Source organism: Actinorugispora endophytica, from assembly GCF_004363075.1.
Lineage (GTDB): Bacteria > Actinomycetota > Actinomycetes > Streptosporangiales > Streptosporangiaceae > Actinorugispora > Actinorugispora endophytica.
This window is the reverse complement of sequence record NZ_SNYN01000031.1, coordinates 1-23844: the sequence shown is the minus strand read 5'-3', so window position 1 is coordinate 23844 and position 23844 is coordinate 1. Positions and strand designations below refer to the sequence as shown.

The window sequence follows — 23844 nt, the reverse complement described above, 5'->3', positions numbered from 1 at the left end:
CCTTGGAGGCGATGATGGCCGATCCCGGTTTCGGTCCCCTGGCCGACGGCGCGCACTCCCCGCAGGGGCAGCGGCTTCTCGCGAGTTTCCCCGACTACCTCCAGGCCCAGCGGCTGGTGGACCGGATGTCCGACGCGGGCTTCCCCGTGGAGCACGTACGCATCATCGGCGACGGCGTCCGCACGGTGGAGCAGGTCACGGGGCGGATGACCAAGGCCAGGGCCGCGCTGGCCGGCGCCGGCACCGGGGCCTGGTTCGGCCTGCTGGTCGGCCTGCTGATCGGCCTGTTCACCGTCGGGCCGGCGTGGCTGTGGACGCTGCTCTTCAGCCTGGTCATCGGCGCGCTGTGGGGGGCGGTCTTCGGATTCGCCGCGCACTGGGCGTCGGGAGGGCAGCGGGACTTCTCCAGCGTCCAGACCCTGCAGGCCCAGCGCTACGACGTGTACGTCGACGCCTCCCACGAGGAGCAGGCGGCCCGCTTCCGGTGAGCCCCGGTCCCGCCGCGCGACGCGCGCGGCGGGACCGTCCGCTCCGGGGGCTCCGCGCCTCAGCCGGCAGCCGTCTCCAGGCGGCCGTCCACGCGGCGGGGCAGCGGGGTTCCGGGGGTGTCGCGCAGCTCGTCGGGAAGCAGTCGCTGAGGCGTGTCCTGCCAGGTCAGCGGACGCAGGAAGCGGCGCGCCGAGGTCATGCCCACCGAGGTGTGCAGCGCGTTGGTGGTCGAGGGCCAGGCGCCGCCGTGCGTCATCCCCCAGGCCACGGCCACGCCCGTGGGGTAGCCGTTGTAGACCAGGCGCCCCGCCAGGCCCCGCAGCACCGGCGCGACCTCGTCGGCGAACTTCTCGTCGTCCTCGGCGATGAGCGTGGCCGCCAGGGAGTTGGGCACCTTGGCCAGGGCCTGGGCGACCTCGTCGGAGTCGCGGTAGGTCACCAGGACCGCGATCGGGCCGAAGCACTCCTCGGCGGTCTCCGCGGTGAACTCCGCGGCGCTGGTGGCCAGCAGCCGCACCGGCACGCCCCAGCCCTGCTCGTCGGCCGCCGCTCCCTCGGCGCGGCGCTCCACCGACGGGTCCTCGGCGGCGCGCGCCCAGCGGTCCTGGTAGTCGCGCTGGATGTTGGCGTTCAACAGCACGGCGGGGCCGCGCTCGGCCACCGCGGCGGCGATGGCGTCGCCCAGGCGTCGTCCCGCCCCGCCCTCGGGCAGGAAGACCAGCCCCGGCTTGGTGCAGAACTGGCCCGCGCCCATGGTGAAGGAGCCCACGATCCCGTTGGCGATCTCCTCGGCGCGGGCGTCGGCCGCGCCGGGGGTGACCACGAGCGGGTTGACGCTGCCGAGCTCCCCGTAGAAGGGGATGGGGTCGGGGCGCGAGGAGGCGATGTCGAACAGCGCCCGCCCGCCGCCGAGCGACCCGGTGAAGCCGACCGCCTGGATCGCGGGGTGGCGCACCAGTTCGGCGCCGGCCTTCTGGCCGTACACGATCCCGAGGGTGCCCTCGGGGGCTCCCGCGGCGCTCAGGGCCCCGGTCATGGCGTCGTGGCAGGCCTTGGAGGTGGCGGGGTGCGAGGAGTGCGCCTTGACCACGACCGGGCACCCCGCGGCCAGGGCCGCGGCGGTGTCGCCGCCGGGCACGGAGAAGGCGAGCGGGAAGTTGCTGGAACCGAAGACCGCGACGGGGCCCAGCGGGACGAGCATGCGCCGCAGGTCGGGGCGGGGGCCCATGGGGGTGTCGCCCGCGTGGTCGATGACGGCCTCCAGGTAGGAGCCGTCCTCCAGCATCACGGCGAACTGCTCGAACTGGTAGCAGGTCCGGGTGAGCTCCCCGTTGAGGCGGGTCTCGCCCAGCGCGGTCTCGCGGTCGGCCAGCGCGACGATGGCGGCGCGCTCGGCCTCCAGGGCCGCGGCCACGGCGCGCAGGATCCGGGCCCGCTCCAGGCGGGGGGTCGCGGCGAGGAGCGGCGCGGCCTGGGCGGCGGCCCGGCACAGCGCGTCCACCTGCTCGGCGGTGGTCTTCGCGGCGACGGTCTCCGCCGGTGTCCCGGTGCGCGGATCGATGCTGACGACGTCTGCTGTGTCTGCCATGGGGTGGGTCGCACGTCCTCTCGTTGACATTGCGTTCCGAAGCCGCCTAAATTGGGCAAGCGCTTTCCATGACGATATCAGCCGAAGGAGTCGATGTCGTGAACCTCGCAGCCGAACCCGTCCCGGTGGTACTGGCAGGCGTGCACGGCCACGGCCGGTCGCACCTGGACAACCTGCGGCGACTGTCCGACGACGGCCTGGTGCGCCTGGTGGGCGTGTGCGACCGGCTCCCCGTCCCCGACTCCGCGCTCGAGGGCCTGGGCCAGGTGCAGCGCTCCACCGAACTGGGCGACCTGCTCGCCCGCACCGGCGCCTCGATCACCATCCTGGTCACCCCCATCCACACGCACCTGCCGTTGGCCAGGACCGCCCTCGCGCACGGCTCGCACCTGCTGCTGGAGAAGCCCACCACCTCCACCATGGCCGAGTTCGACGAGCTCACCGCGGCCGTCGACGCCTCCGGCCTGGCCTGCCAGGTGGGCTTCCAGAGCCTGGGATCGACGGCCGTGGACGCGGTGCGCGGCCTCGTCGCCGACGGCGCGATCGGCGAGGTGCGCGGCATCGGCGGGGCGGGCACCTGGATCCGCACCTCGTCCTACTACGAGCGCGCCGCCTGGGCGGGGCGCCGCCGCATGGACGGCCGCGACGTGGTGGACGGCGCGCTGACCAACCCCTTCGCGCACGCCGTGGCCACTGCCCTGGCCGTGGCCGGGGCGGACCGGTCGGTGTCCGGCGACATCGAGCTGGAGCTGTTCCACGCCCACGACATCGAGAGCGACGACACCTCCTGCGTGCGGCTGCACGCCCCGGACGGCACCCCGATCACGGTGGCCGTGACCCTGTGCGCCGCCGAGCACCGGGCCCCCCGCCTGACCGTGCACGGCAGCGCCGGGCGGATCGTCCTGGAGTACACCCTGGACCGCGTCACCCTGGAGCGGCCCGGCCGCGAGCCCGTCACCACCACGCACCCGCGCACCGACCTGCTGGAGAACCTCGTCGCGCACCTGCGCGGGGGCGAGCCGCTGCTGGTCCCCCCGGCGCGGACGCGCGGCTTCATGACCGTGCTCGACGCGGTACGCCGCGCCCCCGACCCCGCTCCCGTCCCCGAGTGGGCCCAGGACGTCTCCACCCAGGACGACGGGGTGCACCGCGTGATCCGGGGCGTCGAGGACCTCGTCCACCGCAGCGCCGAGCACATGGCCCTGTTCTCCGAGATCGGCGTCCCGTGGGCGCCCGCAGCGAAGGTGACCCCATGACCTCCTCCCCCGCCCCCGCCCCGCTCGCGCGGCTGCTCCTGGACGGCTCCGCCGTCGCGGACTACGACAGCGGAGCGACCGTCGACCCGGTGCTCTCGCCCCGCCCTTACCTGCACCCGGTGCGCACCCTGGCGGGAACGGTCGTCACCGAGACGCTGCCCGAGGACCACCTGCACCATCTGGGCGTGAGCGTCGCCGTGCCGGACGTGTCCGGGACGAGCTTCTGGGGCGGGCGCACCTTCACCCCCGACCGCGGGTCGGTGCTGCTGGACAACCACGGCCGCCAGCAGCACGTCGAGTGGCTCGCCGAGGCCGACTCCGCGCGCACCGAACTGCTGTCCTGGACCGACACCTCGGGCGCCGAGATGCTGTCCGAGGAGCGCGTCCTGGCCGCGCTCTCCGTGGACGCGCGTACCTGGGCCCTGGACCTGACCACGCGGCTGCGCAACACCAGCGGGCGCGACCTGAGCATCGGCAGCCCCGCCACCAACGGCCGCCCCGGCGCGGGGTACGGCGGGTTCTTCTGGCGCGCGCCCGTCGCGGCCCACCCGCCGCGCTGCTTCGGCCCCGGCCTGGAGGGCGAGGAGGCGCTGCACGGCTCGCGCGCCGACTGGCTGGCCCTGGCCGGGTACGCCGGCGACGCCCCCTGGACGCTCGTGTTCCTGCAGGACGGCCCCGAGCGCGACCCGTGGTTCCTGCGCGCCGGGGACTACCCGGGCGTGGGCGCCTCCCTGGCCTGGGACGCCCGGCTGCCCCTGCCCGCGGGCGGGCTGATCGCCCGCCGCACCGTCACCCTGGTCGCCGACGGCCACCCCAGCGACGTCGCGTCCCTGGTCGCCGCGGCCCGCGAACTCCTCTGACCCACCCCAGCACCAGCGAAGGAAGAAGGCGGACCCCATGCGCGTCCTCGTCACCGGCGGTTCGGGCCGGCTCGGCCGCAGCGTCGTCACGGCCCTGTCCGAGCGCGGCCACGACGTCACCTCCGTGGACCTGGCCCCGGGCCCGGACCTGCCCGGGGTCGAGAACGTGGTCGCGGACCTGCTCGACGAGGCCGCCCGCGAGGAGGTGTTCGCGGCGGCCCGCCCCGAGGGGGTGATCCACCTGGCGGGGATCGCGGTCCCCTTCGGCCGCCCCGACCTGGAGATCCTGGACGTCAACACCCGCCTGGCCTGGGCCGTGCTCTCGGCCGCGGTGGGCTGCGGCGCGCGTGCGGCCACGGCCGCCTCCAGCCCCACCGTGTTCGGGTACAACACCCCCGGCTGGAAGCCCCGCTACCTGCCCATCGACGAGGCCCACCCGGTCGCGCCGTGGCACTCCTACGGCCTGAGCAAGGCCATCATCGAGGAGACCGTGCGCACCCTGGCCCGCACCAGCGGCGACTGCGTGCTCTCGGCCGTGCGCCCCGGGTACGTGATCGCCCCCGAGGAGTGGGCGGGCGCCCCCACCCAGCTGGGGCACACGCTCGCCGAACGCCTGGCCGACCCCGAGCTGGCGGCCGGGTCGCTGTTCAACTACATCGACGCCCGCGACGCCGCCGAGCTGTTCGCGCTGGTCGTGGAGAACCCGGGCCGGGTGCGCAACGGACAGATGTTCAACGCCGTCGCCGACGACCCGTTGTCGACGCGGCCCCTGAACGAGCTGCTGCCCCGCTTCCACCCGGGCACCGAGGGCCTGGCCGACGCGCTCGCCGACGGCAGGGCCGCGTTCAGCTCCGGCGCGGCCGAGCGGGCCCTGGGCTGGCGTCCCCGACGGCACTGGCGCACCGAACTCGCCCCCCTTCCGGCCACATCCGCCTCCGACATGGACGCCTGAACGGTCTCCGCTGCCCTACGATTCGAATAGGAAAGAGTTTTCCTGGTGGCGCGCGGCGGGAAGGGCAAGGACGTGGAGTCCGGATACGTGACATTGGAGCAGGTCGCCAGGCATGCCGGGGTCTCGCTGGCGACCGCGTCGCGCGTGATCAACGGCAGTACCCGACAGGTCGGCGAGAAGCTGCGCGAACGCGTCACCGCCAGCGCCCGTGAACTCGGCTACCTCGCCAACGCCTCGGCGCAGACCCTGGCGCGCAACACCAGCTCCCTGGTGGGGCTCATCGTGCACGACATCTCCGACCCCTACTTCTCCAGCATCGCCGCGGGCGTGACCAACCGCGCCGAGGAGGAGGGGCTGGTCGTGGTCCTGGGCACCACCGGGCGCGCGCCCCAGCGCGAGACCCACCTGCTGTCGACGCTGCGCGCGCACCGCGCCCGCGCCGTGGTCCTGGTCGGCAGCCGGTCCATCGACGAGGAGAGCAACCGGCGCCTCGCCGCGGAGATCGGCATGTTCGCCAAGCAGGGCGGCCGCGTCACGTGCGTGTCCCAGGAGGGGCTGCCCGCCGACACGGTGGTGCCCGACAACCACAACGGCGCCGCCGCGCTGGCCCGGTACCTCATCTCCCAGGGGCACCGCAGGTTCGCGATCCTGGCCGGGCCCACCGACCTGCGCACCGCGCGCGACCGCCTGGACGGGTTCCACGCGGCGCTGTCGGGCGCGGGCATCGAACTGGCGCACCACAACGTGGTGCACGGCGCGTTCACCCGCGACGGCGGCTACGAGTCCACCCGCCGCCTGCTGGCCGCCGGAACCGACGCCACCTGCCTGTTCGTCGTCAACGACGTCATGGCGACCGGCGCGATGGCCGCCCTTCGCGACGCGGGCCTGCGCGTTCCCGAGGACCTGTCCGTGGCCGGTTTCGACGACATCCCCACCCTGCGCGACCTCACCCCGGCGCTGACGACCGTGCGCCTGCCCCTGGAGTGGATGGGCGAGGAGGCCGCCCGCCTGGCCCTGCGCGAGGAGCCCGCCGACGAGCCCCGCGTGATCTCGGTCAACGGCGAGGTCGTCGCCCGGGACAGCACCGCCCCGCCCGCGCGCGCCTCCTCTTCCCGCTGATCTTGACCTTTCCGGGGTCTCGGAGGCGGCTGTGACCCCGAAAAGGTCAAGATCAGCGGAACCGCCGCGTGTTCGTTCCCGGGTGTCCGGGGCAGTGGGGGGCGCATGACGACCCTGCCCGGAACATACGAGTCGTACTGGATGGAATCCGTTCCCCCCGCGCCCTACGCGGCCCTGGACGGCGACACCGAGGTCGACGTCGCCGTGGTCGGCGGCGGCGTCGCGGGCCTGTGCACGGCGTGGGAGCTCACCCGCGCGGGCCGATCCGTCGCGGTCCTGGAGGCCGACCGGATCGCGGCGGGCGCCACCGGCTACACGACGGCGAAGCTGTCCGCGCTGCACGGCCTGCTCTACGCGACGCTGCGCGGGTCGCACGGCGCGGAGGGGGCGCGGCTGTACGCGCGGTCCCAGCAGGACGCCGTCGAGCACGTCGCCCGCGTGTCCGCCGAACTGGGGATCGACTGTGATCTGGAACGCGTCCCGGCCTACGGCTACGCCGAGTCCGACGACCAGGTCGAGAAGGTGCGCGCCGAGGTCGACGCCGCGGGCGAGGCCGGGCTCGCGGCGGCGTTCACGACCGACACGGGCCTGCCGTTCCCGGTGGCGGGCGCGGTCCGCGTGGCGGACCAGGCCCAGTTCCACCCGCGCAAGTACCTGCTGGCGCTGGCCGCCGACCTGGCCGGCCGGGGCGGGCGCGTCTACGAGCGCACCCGCGTGACGGGGCTGGACGAGGGCGAGCCGTGCCGCCTCACCACCGAGAACGGGGCGACGGTCACCGCGCGCGACGTCGTCGTGGCCACGCACTACCCGGTGTTCGACCGCGCGCTGCTGTTCTCCCGGCTGGAGCCGCGCCGCGAGCTGGTCGTGGCCGCGCCGATCGCCGCCGACCGCGCCCCGCTCGGCGTCTACATCACCCCGGAGCAGAACACCCGCTCGGTGCGCACCGCGCCCTACGGCCCGGGGCGGCGGCTACTCATCGTCACGGGCGAGTCGTTCAAACCCGGCACGGGGGACGTGGAGGACCTCTACGTGCGGCTGGCCGCCTGGACCCGCGAGCGCTTCGGCGTCCCCGAGATCACCCACCGCTGGGCCGCACAGGACAACCACACCACCGACCACGTGCCCTACGTCGGGCCCTTCCACCCCGGCGCGAGGCACACGTGGGTCGCCACCGGCTACGGCGCCTGGGGGATGAGCGGGGGCGTCATGTCCGGGCGGCTGCTGGCCGCGCTCATCACCGGCGGGGAGAGGCCGCCGTGGGCGGACCTGTACGACCCGCGCCGCCTCAAGCCGCTGCGCGAGGCGCCCGCGCTGCTCGCGCTCCAGGCCTCGGTGGCCAGGCACTTCGTCGGGGACCGGCTCACCACCACCCACGTCGACTCGGTCGCCGACATCCCGCCGGGGACCGGCGCCGTCGTGCGCCTGGGCGGGCGGCGCCGCGCCGTCTACCGCGACGAGGACGGCACGGCGCACGCGCTGTCCGCGCGCTGCACCCACCTGGGCTGCCTCGTGGGGTTCAACGCCGGGGAGCGGGCCTGGGAGTGCCCGTGCCACGGCTCGCGCTTCGCCGTGGACGGGTCGGTCCTGGAGGGCCCCGCCACCCGCCCGCTGGAACGCCTGGACCTGCCCCCGTCCGACGGGGACGGCGGGCAGTAGGGCGCGGACGGGCCGTCCGTGCCCCGCGTGCGGCCCGGACGCCCGTCGGCTGCCTTCGGTCGGGTGAGCACACTGCGCCGCCCCGGCCTGGTCATGACGTTGCTACCCCTCACCGGGGCGATGAGGACGATCCGGTTCTACCGCGCCACCAACACCCAGCTGAGGTCCTCATCGCCCCGGTGAGGGGTAGCAACGTGGACCACGGCCCCCAGCTGCCGGTGGCGGGGGTCCTCATCGCCCCAAGGAGAAGCGAGAAGCAGACGGCTCGTGACCGGCAAGCGCGAGCGGTTTCAGAAGCCCCAAGAAACACACATCGTTGACAGCAGAGAATGGTGACTCCGGGCGTGGTGGCGGCGAGCCCGGGACTCGGTCCCGACCAGTCATCGGCAGGCACAAAGCAAGCACACCGACCAGGCCCAATCGTCCCTCAGCGGCGCCCATCGATACCGGGTTTTCTTGCTGACCAGGGAAAATACTCCGGGTCAGACCTCACCAACCCCATCAGACCACGGCTCCGCGTTCTCCACCTGCGGGACGTCCTTGACGAACACGATGCCGTCCAGGTCGGCCACGTGGGCCGGGTCGAGCGGGGCGTAGCCGAACCAGGGGGACACCCGGGCGGCGGGCGGCGCGTCGGCGAGGACGGCGGCCAGTCGGCGGGCGTCCACGACGCAGCGGTCCTGCGGGAGCGCGTACAGGAGCCCCTCGACGGTGTCCGGCGGCGGCGTGTCCACTCCCTGGTGCCGGATCGTGCCGAGGGCCGTGGCCACGAAGGCGTACTCCTCGCCGAGCCGGGCGCTCACGATCGCGCCGGCACCCCACCACTCCAGCGGCGCCCCGCCCATCCGCATCGCGCTCTTCCCCCGCTGGAGGTGGGAGTTGTGGGCGTGGACGAGTGCCGGGCCCCGTTCGGCGACGGCGAGGAGGTTGTCGGCCATCATCTGGTCCCGCACTCCCACCAGCCGGGTCATGCGGGCCGGTGAGGCGTCGGCCATCCAGCGGTGGTAGCGCAGCAGGCCGGTCGCGGTGCGCCCGTACAGGCGCGCCCGGTCCCACTCCTCCCGCGACGTCGCCGCGATCAGGTGCGGCGTCTGCTCGTCGAGCAGCGCCACCAGGTCGTCGGCGAGCAGCCGCAGCTCCCCGGCCTCGGCCGACCGCCCCGCGGACCGGGACGGGTCCGTCATCGCGGCGGGCTCGGTCCACCGGTCGTCGGCGCCGAGCAGGCGGTCGAGTGCCTCCGCGGTGCAGGGGAGCAGGTCCGCGTCCACCCGGGCCGCGAGGTAGCCGTGGAGCGCGGTGAGGGCCTGCCGGGGGCTCGCGGCGCCGGTGATCTCCAGCGGGCCGTCGAAACCGGCGAAGCGGAGCCGCTCGGACGCGGGACGGCCGTCGTTGTAGGCGCGCATCCAGCGCACGAGCTCGCGGTTGGCCGCGGAGGCGCCCCAGCCGTGGCTGAACCCGCGCTCCACGGCCTCGTCGAGGGTGCCCGTGCCCGAGGTGACGTAGTCGTCCACGACCAGGCCCGCCACGCAGTCGCTCTCGATCGCGATCGTCCGGTAGCCCTCCTGCTCGACGAGCTGCCGGAAGAGCTCGTTGCGCAGGTCGAGCAGGGTGTCCTCGCCGTGGGTGGGCTCGCCCAGGGCGAGCAGCCGCGGCCGGGCCGGGAGCAGCCTCATGACGGCGGCGGCCTCGACGGCATGGGCGCTGTCCTTGGTTCCAGTAGCCATGCCTTCAACGGTATCTTTGAACCTTCGATTGAGGCTTTTCCGCGATTCCAGCGGAGCCTCGGGGCGAAACCTTCAAACGGCGGGTGCCTCAGATCGGTCGGCCCGGGACACCGGGAAACGACCCGGCGCCCCGTCTCCGTGGCCAATACGGAGGCGGGGCGCCGGGCTCGACCGGTCGGGGACGTGTTCGGCTAGGGGGCCGTCCCCGGGACCGGGGTGAGGGTGGTGGCGAAGGACAGGCCGTGGCCCGGGGCGGTCTCGGCGCGGGCGGCGCCCGCCGCGAACTCCACCCCGCTGGGCCCGGCCAGCGCGCCCAGCGCGGCGAAGGACGCGCGGTCGATGTCCTCGACCATCGCCACCCTCGGCACGCACAGCCCCAGCTGCGTGGAGAGCTCCGGCAGCAGGTGGGGGGCCACCGGCACGCCGCGGCGCGCCGCCGACCCCGCGATGCGCAGGAACGGGGTGATCCCGCCGACGCGCACCGCGTTGGGCTGGGCGAAGTCACACACCCCGGCGTCGATCGCCGCGTCGAACTCCGCGGCGGTGCGCAGGTTCTCCCCGATCGCGAACGGGATCCGGGTGCGCGAGCGCAGCCGGACGTGCGCGTCGAGGTCGTCGGCGGGCAGCGGCTCCTCGATGAAGTACGGGTCGAACCGCTCGAACGCGGCCAGCGCCCGCACGGCCGTAGGCAGGTCCCAGCGCTGGTTGGCGTCCAGCATGAGCAGCCGGTCCGGGCCGATCAGCTCCCGCACCGCCGCCACCCGCTCGACGTCGCGCTCCAGCTCCGGCGAGCCCACCTTCATCTTGACCGCCCGGTGCCCCGCCGCCAGCCAGCCGCGGACCTGCTCCAGCAGGGCGTCCAGGTCGTAGTCCAGGTTCACGCCGCTGCCGTAGGTCCCCACGGTGTCCCGACGCCGCCCGATGTGGTCCACCAGGCCGCGGCCCGCCGCCTTCGCGGACAGGTCCCACAGCGCGATGTCCACGGCGGCGGCGGCCATCGTGGTCAGCCCGCTGGTGCCCGCCTCGCGCAGGTGCCAGCGCAGGTCGTCCCAGCGGGGGCCGGGGACGGCGGCCCGGCCCAGCAGCGCGGCCGGGCAGTCGTCGCGCAGCAGCGCGAGCACCGCCCGGGCCCCGATGAGCGGCGTCCAGGCGAACCCGGTGCCGGTCTCCCCGGTGTCGGTGACCACCCGGGTGACCACCACATCGTTGTGGTCCACCCCGCCGTCCCAGGCCCGGTGCAGCGGCAGCCGGTACGCCTCGGCGGTGATCTCGCTGATGAGCATCGGGGCTCAGCCCTCCTTGATCGCGGCCAGACCGGCGTCGATGATCGCGCCCAGCTCGGCGACCTCGGCCTCGGTCGGCTCCACGAACGGCGCGCGCACCCCGCCCATGTCGGCCCCGCGCAGCCGGGCGCCCGCCTTGACCAGCGAGACCGCGTACCCGGCGGAGCGGTCGCGCAGCTTGACCAGCGGGTCGTAGAACACCTTCACGAGGGTCTCGGCCAGCGGGTCGCCCGCGTGCGCGGCGGTGTAGAAGGCGCTCGCGACCTCGGGCGCGAACGCGAACGCCGCCGAGGAGTACAGCGGCACCCCCACGCCCCGGTAGGCGTCGAAGGTGAGCTCGGCCGTGGGCAGGCCGTTGAAGAACGTGAAGTCCGGCCCGCGCCGCTCGCGCACGGCCAGCACGATCTGGCGCATCAGCCCCAGGTCGCCCGCGCCGTCCTTGAAGCCCACCACGGAGGGGATCCCGGCGAGCGCCGCGGCGCTGTCGGGAGTGAACACCATGGTGCCGCGCTGGTAGACGATCACGGGGATGTCCACCGCCTCCGCGACGGTCCTGACGTACTCCACCAGGCCGCGCTGGGGCGCACCCACCAGGTACGGCGGGAGCAGCAGGATGCCGTCGGCGCCCAGGTCGCGGGCCGCGGCGGCCTGCTCGATGGCGGTGCCGACGCTGCCGCCCGCTCCGGCGACCACCGGCACCCGCTTCCCGGTGACGCCGACCGCGCGGGCCACGACGCGGGCGTGCTCGTCGGCCGAGAGCGCGTGGATCTCACCCGTTCCGCACGCCGCGAACACGCCGCCGGCCCCGTGCTCCAGACCCGAGCCGATGTGTCGCTCCAGCTCGGCCTCGTTGACCGCTCCCCGCTCGTCGAAGGGGGTGAGCGGGAAGAACAGGATTCCGTCGAAATCCATGGGAACTCCTCACATACGGGTCCGGGGGCGTCCTCACGCCCCCGGACTGCTGCCGCGCCTTGTCGCGCCTTGCGGTTTCCTTACGTCAGACGACGTACTGCACGTGCCTGCGGGCCAGGGTCGCGATGACCTCGTCCCCGTCGGCCGCCCAGATGTCGCCGTTGAAGATCTCGACCTCGATGTCGCCGGTGTAGCCCGCCGCGTCCACGGCCCGGCGCAGCCCGCCCACGTCGGCGTGTCCGTCGCCGACCATCCCGCGGCCCAGCAGGGCGTCCTCGGGAAGCGGGAGCACCCAGTCGCACGCCTGGTAGGAGACGATGCGCCCGCCCGCGCCCGCGCGGGCGATCTGGTCGTAGACCTGCGGGTCCCACCACACGTGGTAGGCGTCCACGACCACGCCGACCGCCTCGGGCTCGAACCGCTCGGCGATGTCCAGCGCCTGTCCCAGCGTGGACAGCACCGCGCGGTCCGCGCAGAAGATCGGGTGCAGCGGCTCCAGTCCCAGCCGTACGCCCCGTTCCGCGGCGTACGGCGCGAGTTCGCCGATGGCGTCGACGACGCGGGCGCGCGCGCCCGGCAGGTCGCGGTCGCCCTCGGGGAGCCCGCCCGCCACCATCACCAGGCACGGCGCTCCGAGTTCGGCGGCCTCGTCGATGGCGCGCCGGTTCTCGTCCAGCGCGCCCGCCCGGTCGGCCCCGGTGAGGAAGCCGCCCCGGCAGTAGGAGGAGACGCGCAGCCCCGACTCGCGCACCAGCTTGGCCGAGGCGGCCAGCCCCGCCTCGGCCACCGGCTCGCGCCACAGGCCGATCGCGGGCAGCCCCGCGCGCAGGCACCCCTGCACGGCCTCGGCCAGGCTCCAGTACTTGACGGTGGCCTGGTTGAGCGACAGCCGCGCCAGGCGCGGGTCTCCCGGCAGCGGCGTGGCCACGGCCGCGGGCGCGCCCGAGGGAACGTCGAGCACGGGGGTGTCCTGGACCGCGGTCACCGCTCCACCCCCGCCACGTCCAGCAGCGCGCGCATGCGCGCCACCGCCGTCTCGGGGTCGGTCAGGACCCCGGCGGCGTCGGCCAGTCGGAACGCCGCGGCCAGGTGCGGCAGGTCGCGGGCGCTGTGCAGGCCGCCGACCATGGTGAAGCCGCTCTGGTGCCCGTTGAGCCAGGCCAGGAAGGTGATCCCGGTCTTGTAGTAGTACGTCGGCTCGGCGAACAGGTGCCGCGCCAGCGGAACGGTCGGCTCCAGCAGGGCGGTGTAGCGGTCGGTGTCGCCGGCGTCGAGGGCGGCCAGCGCCTCGGCCGCCGCGGGCGCGATGGCCGCGAACACGCCCAGGAGCGCGTGCGAGTAGCCGTCGGCGTCACCCAGGATCAGCTGGGGGTAGTTGAAGTCGTCGCCGGTGTACATCCGGACGCCCTCGGGGAGCAGGTTGCGCAGGCGCACCTCGAGGGAGGCGTCCAGCAGCGACACCTTGATCCCGTCCACCGCCCCGGCGTGCTCGGCGATGAGCGCGGCGACCGGTTCGATCGCCTCGGCCGGGTCGTCGTAGCCCCAGTACCCGGCCAGCGCCGGGTCGAAGGCGGTGCCGAGCCAGTGCAGGATGACGGGCCCGCTGACCTGGGACAGCAGTCGGCCGTACACCTTGGCGTAGTCGTCGGGCCCCTGCGCGGCGGCCGCGAGCGCGCGGCTGGCCATGAGCACGGGCGTGGCCCCGGCCCCCTCGACGACCTCCAACTGCTCCGCGTACGCCGTGATAACGCTTTCCAAGGAGGCGTGCCCAGGCCCGAGCTGGTCCGTGCCGACCCCGCAGACCAGGGCCGCGTCCCGCCCCGCGGCCTCGGCGCCCGACCTGCGGATCAGCTCGGCGGTGGCCGGCCAGTCCAGCCCCATCCCGCGCTGGGCGGTGTCCATCGCGTCGGCCACGCCCAGGCCCAGGTCCCACAGGTGGTGCCGGAACGCCAGGGTCGCCTCCCAGTCGAGCCGGGCGGGCTTCCCGGGCGCGTTGGCGGCCAGGGGGTCGGCGACGACGTGCGCGGCGGCGTAGGCGGTCCGCGAGCGCGGGGCCCCCTTCACCGTGGGCACGATGGGCGCTCTGCCCGCCGTGTACGGCTCCAGGACGCCCTCGGCGCCGGGGAGCCGCAGGGTCAGGGAGCTCATGGCAGCACGACCTCTTCCAGTTCCACCGTGCGGCCGGTCTCCGCCGAGCTCAGACCGGCCTCGGCGAGCTGGAGCCCGCGCGCGCCCGAGAGCAGGTCGTGCGGGAAGGGCGCGTCGGTCCGCACGTGCTTGAGGAACAGTTCCCACTGGGCGCGGAAGCCGTTGGGGAAGTCCTCGTTGTCGGGCACCCGCTCCCACTGCTCGCGGTAGCGCCCGGGGTCGGCGGCGTCCGGGTTCCACACGGCCTTGGGGGTGACCGAGCGGTGCTGGACGCGGCACTCGAGCAGCCCCGCCACGGCGCTGCCGTGCGTGCCGTCCACCTGGAACTCCACGAGCTCGTCGCGGTCCACGCGCACCGCCCAGGAGGAGTTGATCTGCGCGACGATCCCGCCCTCCAGCTGGAAGAACCCGTACGCGGCGTCGTCCGCGGTGGCCGTGTAGCGCTGCCCCTTCTCGTCCCACCGCTCGGGAACGTGCGTGGCGGTGTGCGCGGTGACCGAGCGGACCGGGCCGAAGATGTGCTCCAGGACGTAGTGCCAGTGCGGGAACATGTCCAGCACGATGCCGCCGCCCTCTTCGGAGCGGTAGTTCCAGCTGGGGCGCTGGCCGGGCTGCCAGTCGCCCTCGAACACCCAGTAGCCGAACTCGCCGCGGATCGACAGGATCCGGCCGAAGAAGCCGCTGTCCACGAGGCGGCGCAGCTTGAGCAGGCCGGGCAGGAACAGCTTGTCCTGCACGACGCCGTTCTTGACGCCCGCATCGCGGGCCAGCTTGGCCAGCTCCAGGGCCGCGCCCAGTGTGCTCGCGGTCGGCTTCTCGACGTAGATGTGCTTGCCCGCGGCGATGGCCGCGCGCACCGCGGCCTCGCGGGCGTGCGTGATCTGGGCGTCGAAGTAGACCTCGATCGAGTCGTCGGAGAGCACCGAGTCCAGGTCGGTGGTCCACCGCTCGATCCCGTGCCGCTCGGCGATCTCGCGCAGCTTCTGCTCGGAGCGCCCGACCAGTACCGGTTCGGGGATCACCCGGGAGCCGTCCGGGAGCACCACTCCGCCGGCGTCCCGGATCGCCAGAACCGACCTCGTCAGGTGTTGGCGGTATCCCATGCGTCCAGTGACGCCGTTCATGGCGATACCCAGCACGTGATCACCCATATGTCGTCCCACCCTTCCTTGTGAAAGCGCTTTCCAAGGTACGGCAAACCGCCTCGGAACGCCAGTGCCGTTTTCTCTCCTCCCCCTTCCCCACACCGTGTGAGCGGTACGAACCCGCTCCGACGGGACCCGGACACGTCCCCCGGGGCCGGGGCGGGCGCGGTCGACGGCCCTGTCGGCGATCGGCGCTATATTCGTCCGGCCCCGTCCCGCGCCCCGGCCGCCCCACCAGCAGGGACCGTGGCCGCCCGCGTGGCCCCGGCCGACGCCCGGTGCGGGCGCTTTCCCCGGCCGGGAAAGCGCCCGCCCGTGTTTCCGGGCGGTCCCGGCTCCCGGCCGCGCGGACGGTCCCCGGGCGCCCGATCCGAAGAATCCGCGGCGGCGCTGTAACGAACCCCTTCCCCGCGACATAAGAGTGCGCAGTCGCACGGAAGGAAAGCGATGACACGAGACGACGACGCGTCCGACAGAGGGACGTTCACCCTCTTCTTCGAGCGGTACTACGACGGCGTCTACCGCTACGCGTGGCGTCGGATGGGCCCCGACCACGCCGACGACGTGGCGGCCGAGACCTTCGGCCTGGTCTGGGCCCGCTTCGACAAGGTCCCCCGGAACGAGCCCCTGCCGTGGCTGTACGGCGTCGCCCGCAACGTCGTCCTGGCCCGGTTCCGCCAGACGCGCAGGCGCGGCGAGGTGTTCGGCGCGTTCGAGGGCCAGTGGTCCACCGCGCTCACCGAGGCCGACAGCGCCGACCTGGTCCTGGACCGCCAGACCGCCCTTTCGGTGCTGGACCGGCTCAAGCCCGGCGACCGCGAGCTGGTGATGCTCCTGGCCTGGGAGGGCCTGGACGTGCCCGCCGCCGCGCGGACCCTGGGCTGCACGGTCACCACCGCCCGGGTGCGCCTGCACCGGGCGCGCAAACGCATCGAACGGCTCCTGGCCGACCCGCCCCCGGCCCCCGCCCCCGACCCGAGACCGCCCTGCTCGTTCCCGTGGAGGAGAAGCGATGAACACCGACGAGCGCGCCGTGCGCGACCTGCTCGCCCCCCTCGACCCCGCCGCGGCCGTCCGGGTCGACGCCGACCAGCGCGCCCGGGCCCGCGTCGACGCCCTGGCGATGGGCGGCGCCCGCACCCCGGGGGCGCGCATCGGGGCGTCCAAGGCCCGGTGGCGCCTCGCCGCCCTCGGCGCCGCCGCGTGCGCGGCGGCGCTGGCCATGATCGGGGTACTCGCCGTGAACCCCGCGGACAGCGCCTACGCCGGTCCGCCGCCGGCCCCCCTGTCGGTGACCCCCGCGAACCTGGAGGGCGCCCGGGAGGAGCTGCTGGCCCTGGCGGAGACGGCCGAGGCCCGGCCCGAGCCCGCGCCCGCCGGCGACGTCGCCTACGTGCGCACCGCGCAGTGGACCCTGACCTGGGTGCAGGACGCCGACACCGACGAGTTCGGCTGGGGCATCGCGCCGGTCGACCACCAGGTCTGGCGCTCGGCCTCGCAGGACGCGGGCTACTCCGTCGAGGCCCCCCAGCCCGCCGAGCACCTGTCCGGGGACGCCGACCCCGTCCTGTCGCTGTTCGAGCAGGGCCCGTCGGAGAGCGACGGCATGGACGAGGGGCTGGCGATGACCTGGGAGCCGGGCGAGCTGGCCACCGACCCCGGGGCGCTGGAGGCCCAGCTCCCGGAGATCTGGGACACCGACAGCACCAGCACCGCGACCCTGTTCTCCGCGCTCCAGGAGCTCTACGGCGAGCGGCCGGTCACCCCCGCCGAGCAGGGCGCCGTCCTGCGGATGCTCGCCGGGCGCGACGACGTCCGGTTCGCCGGAGAGGCCACCGACCGCGAGGGCCGCTCGGGGCTGCTCTTCCTGACCGAGGACACCGAGAGCGTCGAGGGCGGCCTCCTGCAGCGGCGCGTCATGTTCGCCCCCGACACCGGGATGCCGCTCTACCACGAGACCGTCCTGATGGAGAGCGACGCGCCCACCCCGGGCGAGCTGCCGCAGGTGAACAACTACACCGTCCTGGTCGCCAGCGCCTGGGTCGCCGAGGTCAAGCAGATCCCCTGACCCCCGACACCCGACGACGGCGCGGACGGCCGCCCCGCGAGGAGCGGGGCGGCCGTCCGCGCCGCGCCCCCGGAGGAGGCCCGCCGGCCCGAGCCGCTGGGTCTCCGAAAGGAGAGAGCGAAAGAACGCGCGGGCAGTCACGGCAAGCAACGATTCTGCACGGACAAGCACGCCTCAATACAAATATTCGACAGTTTTCCACTTTTCAGAAGTGAAACAACGAATATATTCGTGCATTTCATTCTCCGACTGGAAACACTCCCCCAATTCGGCTTATCGTCTTCCCATGCCGTCTCTCGACCACGAATTCCCCCTCGATCTCATCCGGCACTCCCCGGACCTGGCAGCCAGCCTTCTCGACCACGTCTGCGGGAGCGCCCTCCCGAAATTCACCCGGGCCCGGTGCGAGTCGGGCGACGCCACCACCACCGCCCCTCCGGAGCTTCGGGCCGACTCCGTCGTCGTCCTCGAGAACAGCCCGGACTCCGGCGGGGACAGGGCGGAACCGGCCCTGGCGATCGTCATCGAGTACCAGTCCCGACGTGACGCCCGGAAACGCTTCAGCTGGCCCGTGTACGTGGCCAACATCCGGGCCAGGCTGGGCTGCCCGGTGGCGCTGCTCGTCCTGACACCGTCCGAGACGGTGGCCCGCTGGTGCGCGACGCCGATCGACCTGGGTCTCGGCCACATGACGCAAACGCCGCTCGTCCTGGGAACGTCCGACCTGAAACCGGTCACCGATGCCGAGGAAGCCAGGGCGAACCCGGAACTGGCGATCCTGGCCGCCGCGATGCACCATTCCAGCGACCGAGCGGTCCTGGACGCGCTGCTGCCCGCATTCGACGTCCTCGACCGGTCGAGGACCACTTTGTATTCTGACTACGTGCTCGCGGCGCTGCCCGCCGCGGCCAGGAAATATCTGGAGGAAACCGTGAACCTGGGCGCCTACGAGTTCAAGACCGAGTTCATCGGCCGTCCCTTCCGCGAGGGAAAAGCCGAAGGAAAGGCCGAAGGAAAAGCCGAGGGGCGGGCCGAGGGGCGGGCCGAGGACGTGCTGCTGGTCCTGGAGGCACGCGGGATCGAGGTCTCCGACTCCGTACGTGAGCGGGTCTCCTCCTGCGCCGACGCCGAGCAGCTCATCACCTGGGTACGCCGGTCCGCCACCGCCGAGACCGCCGAGGACCTGTTCGCCTGAGCCGCCGGTCCGCGGAGGACGCCGTCCTCCGCGGACCGGCGGAAACACACCCGTGGCGGTGGTCCGTTCCGGCTTTTCCGCTCCGAAGCGGCCACCCCTGGAACGGACCACCGCCACCGCACGGTCAGCGTCGTCCCGGCGCTCTCTCCCCGAGGAGGACACGATGGGCAGCCACGGCAACCAGGACAAGCCGGTCGACAGCGGATCCACCCCCAAGCCCGAGCAGGACGGCCAGAAACCGACCCCGCACGGCGGTGGCGGAGAGAAGACCGGTCCGAAGTGACCTCCACCCCCTCCGCCCCCGACGGCCGGCCCGCCGCACTGACACGAGAACTGGCCGCCTCCGGGCACCTCTCCGATCCGGCCTGGCACACGGTGTTCGAGCGCGTCCCCCGCCACCGCTTCCTCCCCGACCCGATCTGGGCCCCCGACGCCCTGGACGAGGACCAGTGGGTCCCGGTGCCCCGCTCCGATCCGTACTGGTGGGACAACGCCTACGTGGACGCGGCGGTGGTCACCCAGGTCGACGACGGGAAACCCGCCGGGCCCGACGGCCGGGGCCTGCTCCCCACCAGCGCGGCCTCCCAGCCGTCCCTGGTCGCGGGGATGCTGGACGCCCTCGGGGCCCGCGGGGACGAGACGGTCCTGGAGATCGGCACGGCCACCGGGTACAACTGCGCGCTGCTGTGCGAGCGGTTCAGCTCTCGGAACGTCACCTCGGTCGAGATCGACCCGGTCCTGGGAGAGCAGGCCGCGGCGAACCTGAACGCCACCGGGCACGCACCACGCCTGGTGGTCGGCGACGGCGCGCTGGGAGTGCCCGAACGCGCGCCCTTCGACCGGGTCCTGGCCACGGTCGCCGCGCGGCGCGTCCCCGCGGCCTGGATCACCCAGACCCGCCCCGGCGGGTTGATCGTGACGCCGTGGACCACCGGTTACACCTCGGGCGTCCTGGTACGCCTCACCGTCGGCGACGACGGGACCGCGAGCGGCCCGATTCTGGGCGACGCGGGGTTCATGGGGCTGCGCCAGGAGCGCGTCACCGGCGGCCTGTGGGACTTCGTGGACGAGGACGCTCCCGGCGTGGCCGACGAGCGGATCGGGTTCTCCCCCGCCCTGCTGTCCGACCGCGACCCGGGACGCGACCTGGTCGTCGGCCTGCTGGTCCCCGGCCTGGCCTACGGCCGCTACGACGGCCCCGAGGGCAGCGGCGAGGCCACCGTCTACGTCTACGACCGGGCGGGCTCCTGGGCCGTCGGGGAGTTCGTGCCCGGCCGGAACGACTACGAGGCGCACCGGTACGGCCCCCGGGACCTGTGGGCCGAGATCGAGGCGGCCCACACGGCCTGGGAAGCCGCGGGCAGCCCCGGCCGGGACCGGCTCGGACTGACCGTCACCACGACCGGCGACCACCGCCTGTGGACCGATCACCCGGGAAACGTCCTCGGCGTGTGACCCGCTCCGGCGCCCGCGCGGCGCGTCAGGTCACCAGGCCGTGGCGGTAGGCGTAGACGACCGCTTGGACGCGGTCGCGGAGCGCGAGTTTGGCGAGGATGCGCGACACGAAGGTCTTGACGGTCTCCTGGCTCAACACGAGGGTCGCGGCGATCTCCCTGTTGGAGAGGCCGTCCGCGATGAGGCGGAGGACCTCCAGTTCGCGGGGGGTCAGCGGGCTGTCATGCGTCGTGTCCTCGGCGGGCCTGATCCGGGCCGCGTACCTGCCCACGAGCTGGCGTGTCACCTCGGGGTCCAGCAGGGCCGCGCCCGCGGCCACGGTCCGGATGCCGTGCAGCAGCTGGGCCGGCGGAGCGTCCTTGAGCAGGAACCCGCTCGCCCCCGCGCGCAACGCCTCGTAGACGTACTCGTCCAGGTTGAACGTCGTCACCACGAGCACCTTGACGGGATGCGACACCCCGGCGCCGGCCAGCAGGCGGGTGGCCTCGATGCCGTCGAGCACCGGCATGCGCACGTCCATCACCACGACGTCCGGCCGCAGCCGACCACCGAGGTCGACGGCGGCCTGCCCGTCCCCGCACTCGCCCACCACCTCGAGGTCGGGCTGGGCGTCGATGATCGTGGTCAGCCCGGTGCGGATCAGCACCTGGTCGTCGCAGACCAGGACCCGGATCGGCGCGGTCACGACAGGCCCCCCGCGGGTATGCGCGCCCGCACGGCGAAGCCGCCGCCCGGCTGCCGGTCCGCGCTGAAGTCGCCGCCCAGCACGTCGACCCGTTCGCGGAGACCCGCGAGCCCCCGCCCGCTCCCGCCGGGGGCTCCGCCCTTCGAACCGGAGCCGTCCGTGTCGACCTCCACGGTGATCTCCCTTTCGCTGTGGCGCACCCGGACCGAGGTGCGGCTGCCGTGCGCGTGCTTGAGCGCGTTCGTCAGGGCCTCCTGCACGACCCGGTGGGCCACGAGGTAGGCGCTGCCGCTCGACTCCGCCGGCGCGCCCTCCTCGGTGAACTCCACCGGCTGCCCGGCCTGGCGCGTCTGTTCCACGAGTGTGACGAGCCTGCCGACAGGCGGCGTCCTGGCCCCGGTGCCGTGGTCGGGGTTGAGCAGGTCGAGCAGGTGCCGCAGGTCGGTGATGGCCCGCCGACCGGTGTCGGTGACGGCGGTCAGGGTCTGGTCGAGGCGGTCGGGCACGGCGGTCAGGTACCGCGCCGCCTCGGCCTGCACGACCATCGCCGTCACGTGGTGGGTCACGACGTCGTGGAGCTCGCGGGCGATGCGGGCGCGCTCGGCGGCGCGGGTGTCCTCGGCGACGCGACGACGGCGTTCGGCTTCCGCGGCCCGGGTGGAGCGCAGCCACGTCCCGATCCCCCACGCGAAGGCCAGCGCCAGGTAGAACGTCACGAACCCGCTCGGCGTCTCGCCCGGAGGCCCGCCCGGCGACTCCTCCGAGCCGAGCCAGAAAAGCGCGACCGCCAGCGGCACGTACGCCATGGAGAACAGGAGTGCGGTGGTGCGCCGGTACCGTTCCAGAAGGGACCCCACGCTCACCAGCGCGATGGGCAGCGCGACGCCCGCGAGCGAGTGGTAGCCGCGGAGCTGGTCGACGGCGAAGCCGAGAGACACCAGGGCGAGGCAGACGACCGGCCACCGCTTGCGCACGGCAAGCGGAAGGCATTCGAGGGCGATCGCCACGACGGCCAGCACGTCGAAGGGACGGGGCGGCAGGCCGCCGAGCTGGGTCCCCTGGCTGTGGAGTGCCGGCAGGAACGACCCGGCGAAGAGCAGCAGCCCGAACGGGAGGTACCAGACCGTGGCGCCGAACCGGCGCCACGACTCAAGAACCCGCCGACGATTGATCACTGAGGAAGTGTAGTGCCGGCGCCGGCCCGGTCGGCACGCCGACGGCGGGGCACCAGGTGGCCGCGCCGGTGGGCCAGCCACACGAACGCGATCATCACCAGCACACAGAACAGCACCGCGAACAGGCTTCCCTCCGGGCCGAAGTCTCCGCCGGTGATGAGCATCGGGCCCGACGTCGCGGCGTCCAGCAGCCCCTGCTGGGTGTCGTTGCCCGAGACCTCGGTGCTGAAGATGCCGCCCGCGGCGAAGTTCCAACCGAAGTGCAGGCCGATCGGCACCCACAGGTTACGGGTGGCGATGTACGCGGCGGTGAGCATAGCGCCGCCCTCGATCCCGACGACGATGGCGCCCCACAGGTTGGCGTGCGGGTTGACCAGGTGCAGCAGGCCGAACGGCACGCTGGTCAGCACCAGCGCGATCCACGTGCCGGTGCGTTCCTCGATGATCCGGAACAGGACGCCGCGGAATATCACCTCCTCCGTCACGGCGGCGGCGGCCATGAAGCCGAACAGCCCCAACGCGCCCGTCACCGAGCCCAGGCCGCTGATCTCGTAGCCTCCGAGAAAGGCGATGCTCACGATGACGGCCACGAACAGCGCGACGCCGATCAGCGTCCCCCGGCCGATCGCGGCCCCCGCGCCCTCCCGGGCCACCTCAGTAACCGGGCGGCGCTCGGTCCGCCGCACCACCCACCTGTAGACGAGCAACGTAAGCACGGCCGTCAAGAGGCCCAGGACGAGCGTGAACCACGGGTTCTCTTGCAGCGCGTAGGAAGCCTGGCTGCCGATGAGGGCGACCGCCGCGACGGCCGCGAACTGCCAAACGAATCTCACGAAAACTCCTTTACCGGATTCGCGGCCGAAGCACCGCGACAGCGTTGAACACTACGGATCCGGCAGCCTGGAGTCGTCACCACTCGGTGGACACCTGCACGTAGCTCGCATGGGGGACAAACCCCACTGACGGCCCGGCGCCGCCCCTCCCCGGGACGCCGGTGGACACCCGTCAAACCGAACGGCTCGGCGCTGCCCTGGGCATGCACATCCGTATCGCAGACCCGTCCTGGCACAGTGCTCCACCAAGCTGATCTCAGCGAAGGAGCGAGGCTAGCCGGCCTGGAGGAAATCGCGTACCCCGGGGTGGGAGTGGTGCGCACGGAGCTTCGTCCGCAGCCCCTGAAGCTCGGAGGATGACCGGGCCGAGTCCACGCCTCCCAGACACCGGCTCGCGTGCCGCCCGGCCTCCACAGCGGCGTCCAGATCGTGCAGGGCCAGATGTGCCTCGGCGGCGCGGGCCAGGTAGATGGCGTGGGTGCGCGGGTACTCCTCATCACCGGGGTAGGACGCCTCCATGGCCGCCCCGAACCGGCGCAGGGCTTCGGCGGGGTCTCCCAGGCGCAAGGCCGATGAGCCCGCGATCATCTCGATCTCGCCCTCGGTCACCCAGTACAGGCACGCCGGATCGTCCTCGGACGCCCCCTTGTCCAGGGCGGTGCGGGCCAGATGCAACTGGCGGGCACAGGCGCGCCGATCGCCGGTGGTGGACAAGGCCCGGGCGGTGCGGGCTGCGAGCATCGCCTGCATGCGCGGCGTGGCCTTCCACCGCACCTGGCCGCTGGCCGTCTCCAGCAGGTTCAGGGCACGGTCGCCATGCCCGGTGGAATAGCACTGGATCGCGGCGAAGCTCGCGGCGTAGGCGCCGCTGATCGGATCGCCCGCCTCGGCAGAGGCACGAAACGCCCCGTCGAAGTATCGGGCGGCCGTACCGGTGCGGCCCTGATCGAACGCCGCCCACGCCACCTGCCGGGAGGCTTCGGCGGCCAGCGCGTACAGGCGGTTCTGCGCACCGCCGCGCAGGCGCCCTGAGCGGAGCAGGTTGACGATGAGCCCTAACTCTCCGCGGGCCAGCGCCAGCACATCGCCGCTGCCCAGCTCGTCGTCCAGGCGACGCAGGTGGTCGAGCCGGTCGTCGATGCGCGTGATCAGCCTCGGCCCGTCAGCAGAGGAGGGTTCCGACGGCGGGGGCTCCGCTTCCAGCGTCCTAGGTAGTGTTTTCAAATGATCGCCGCTGGTGGATCATGGTGTCGTGATACGTCGTCATGAACTGTCGGATGCCGAGTGGGAGTTCGTCCGGC

At 73.4% G+C, this 23844-nt stretch carries 20 protein-coding genes and 1 pseudogene; 10 read left to right on the top strand and 11 right to left on the bottom strand.

The window, feature by feature from the left end; all coding sequences use genetic code 11:
• The first annotated feature begins 14 nt into the window (after positions 1-14).
• Positions 15-488, top strand: coding sequence for a general stress protein (locus EV190_RS21860; protein WP_133743491.1), 474 nt, complete (start codon positions 15-17; stop codon positions 486-488).
• A gap of 59 nt (positions 489-547) precedes the next feature.
• Here EV190_RS21860 and EV190_RS21855 read toward each other — a convergent pair whose 3' ends face one another.
• Positions 548-2077, bottom strand: a complete 1530-nt coding sequence (locus tag EV190_RS21855) for an aldehyde dehydrogenase (NADP(+)) (RefSeq protein ID WP_133743490.1) — start codon at positions 2075-2077, stop codon at positions 548-550.
• A gap of 98 nt (positions 2078-2175) precedes the next feature.
• On the opposite strand from EV190_RS21855, the gene EV190_RS21850 reads away from it, so the two are divergent.
• The 5 genes from EV190_RS21850 to EV190_RS21830 all read left to right on the top strand — a co-directional run bounded on the left by EV190_RS21850 (position 2176) and on the right by EV190_RS21830 (position 7920).
• A complete protein-coding gene (locus EV190_RS21850) occupies positions 2176-3333 on the top strand; it encodes a Gfo/Idh/MocA family protein (RefSeq protein WP_243742721.1) in 1158 nt (385 codons plus the stop codon).
• Positions 3330-4193, top strand: a complete 864-nt coding sequence (locus tag EV190_RS21845) for a DUF6807 domain-containing protein (RefSeq protein ID WP_133743488.1) — start codon at positions 3330-3332, stop codon at positions 4191-4193. The genes EV190_RS21850 and EV190_RS21845 overlap by 4 nt, the downstream gene beginning before the upstream one ends.
• A 37-nt stretch (positions 4194-4230) precedes the next feature.
• On the top strand, positions 4231-5145 hold the full coding sequence (locus EV190_RS21840) for an NAD-dependent epimerase/dehydratase family protein (RefSeq protein WP_133743487.1): 915 nt from the start codon (positions 4231-4233) through the stop codon (positions 5143-5145).
• Positions 5146-5217: 72 nt separating this feature from the next.
• Positions 5218-6264, top strand: a complete 1047-nt coding sequence (locus tag EV190_RS21835; RefSeq protein WP_133743518.1) for a LacI family DNA-binding transcriptional regulator — start codon at positions 5218-5220, stop codon at positions 6262-6264.
• Positions 6265-6369: 105 nt separating this feature from the next.
• Positions 6370-7920, top strand: coding sequence for an FAD-dependent oxidoreductase (locus tag EV190_RS21830; protein ID WP_133743486.1), 1551 nt, complete (start codon positions 6370-6372; stop codon positions 7918-7920).
• Between the two features lie 482 nt (positions 7921-8402).
• On the opposite strand, the gene EV190_RS21825 is transcribed toward EV190_RS21830, so the two are convergent.
• From EV190_RS21825 to EV190_RS21800, 6 genes are all read right to left on the bottom strand, one after another.
• Complete coding sequence (locus tag EV190_RS21825; protein WP_133743485.1) at positions 8403-9644, bottom strand: erythromycin esterase family protein; 1242 nt, start codon at positions 9642-9644, stop codon at positions 8403-8405.
• 191 nt (positions 9645-9835) lie between these two features.
• Positions 9836-10927, bottom strand: coding sequence for a mandelate racemase/muconate lactonizing enzyme family protein (locus tag EV190_RS21820; RefSeq protein ID WP_133743484.1), 1092 nt, complete (start codon positions 10925-10927; stop codon positions 9836-9838).
• A 6-nt stretch (positions 10928-10933) separates the two neighbouring features.
• Positions 10934-11839 (bottom strand): 5-dehydro-4-deoxyglucarate dehydratase, encoded by a 906-nt coding sequence (locus EV190_RS21815; RefSeq protein ID WP_133743483.1) that lies wholly within the window; start codon positions 11837-11839, stop codon positions 10934-10936.
• An 85-nt stretch (positions 11840-11924) separates the two neighbouring features.
• The gene (locus tag EV190_RS21810; RefSeq protein WP_133743482.1) at positions 11925-12824 is read right to left on the bottom strand and encodes a sugar phosphate isomerase/epimerase family protein; all 900 of its coding nucleotides are present in this window, start codon (positions 12822-12824) and stop codon (positions 11925-11927) included.
• Positions 12821-13987, bottom strand: a complete 1167-nt coding sequence (locus EV190_RS21805; protein WP_133743481.1) for a dihydrodipicolinate synthase family protein — start codon at positions 13985-13987, stop codon at positions 12821-12823. The genes EV190_RS21810 and EV190_RS21805 overlap by 4 nt, the downstream gene beginning before the upstream one ends.
• Positions 13984-15138, bottom strand: coding sequence for a Gfo/Idh/MocA family protein (locus EV190_RS21800; protein ID WP_133743480.1), 1155 nt, complete (start codon positions 15136-15138; stop codon positions 13984-13986). Before EV190_RS21800 ends, EV190_RS21805 begins: the two co-directional genes overlap by 4 nt.
• A gap of 441 nt (positions 15139-15579) precedes the next feature.
• On the opposite strand from EV190_RS21800, the pseudogene EV190_RS21795 reads away from it, so the two are divergent.
• The 4 genes and pseudogenes from EV190_RS21795 to EV190_RS21780 all read left to right on the top strand — a co-directional run.
• Positions 15580-16017 (top strand): annotated as a pseudogene (locus EV190_RS21795) (RNA polymerase sigma factor); the annotation flags it as partial.
• A 127-nt stretch (positions 16018-16144) separates the two neighbouring features.
• The gene (locus tag EV190_RS21790) at positions 16145-17200 is read left to right on the top strand and encodes a CU044_5270 family protein (protein WP_133743479.1); all 1056 of its coding nucleotides are present in this window, start codon (positions 16145-16147) and stop codon (positions 17198-17200) included.
• A 286-nt stretch (positions 17201-17486) separates the two neighbouring features.
• Positions 17487-18395: a hypothetical protein gene (locus EV190_RS21785; protein ID WP_243742720.1), complete on the top strand. Its 909-nt coding sequence runs from the start codon at positions 17487-17489 to the stop codon at positions 18393-18395.
• 279 nt (positions 18396-18674) lie between these two features.
• Positions 18675-19850, top strand: coding sequence for a hypothetical protein (locus tag EV190_RS21780; RefSeq protein ID WP_133743478.1), 1176 nt, complete (start codon positions 18675-18677; stop codon positions 19848-19850).
• 25 nt (positions 19851-19875) lie between these two features.
• Here the strand turns inward: EV190_RS21780 and EV190_RS21775 are convergent, their stop codons facing one another.
• The 4 genes from EV190_RS21775 to EV190_RS21760 form a co-directional block, all read right to left on the bottom strand.
• A complete protein-coding gene (locus tag EV190_RS21775) occupies positions 19876-20535 on the bottom strand; it encodes a response regulator (RefSeq protein WP_133743477.1) in 660 nt (219 codons plus the stop codon).
• Positions 20532-21710, bottom strand: coding sequence for a sensor histidine kinase (locus EV190_RS21770; protein WP_133743476.1), 1179 nt, complete (start codon positions 21708-21710; stop codon positions 20532-20534). Before EV190_RS21770 ends, EV190_RS21775 begins: the two co-directional genes overlap by 4 nt.
• Positions 21707-22543 (bottom strand): CPBP family intramembrane glutamic endopeptidase, encoded by an 837-nt coding sequence (locus EV190_RS21765; protein ID WP_133743475.1) that lies wholly within the window; start codon positions 22541-22543, stop codon positions 21707-21709. The genes EV190_RS21770 and EV190_RS21765 overlap by 4 nt, the downstream gene beginning before the upstream one ends.
• 273 nt (positions 22544-22816) lie before the next feature.
• Complete coding sequence (locus EV190_RS21760) at positions 22817-23767, bottom strand: transcriptional regulator (protein ID WP_133743474.1); 951 nt, start codon at positions 23765-23767, stop codon at positions 22817-22819.
• Between the last annotated feature and the right edge of the window lie 77 nt (positions 23768-23844).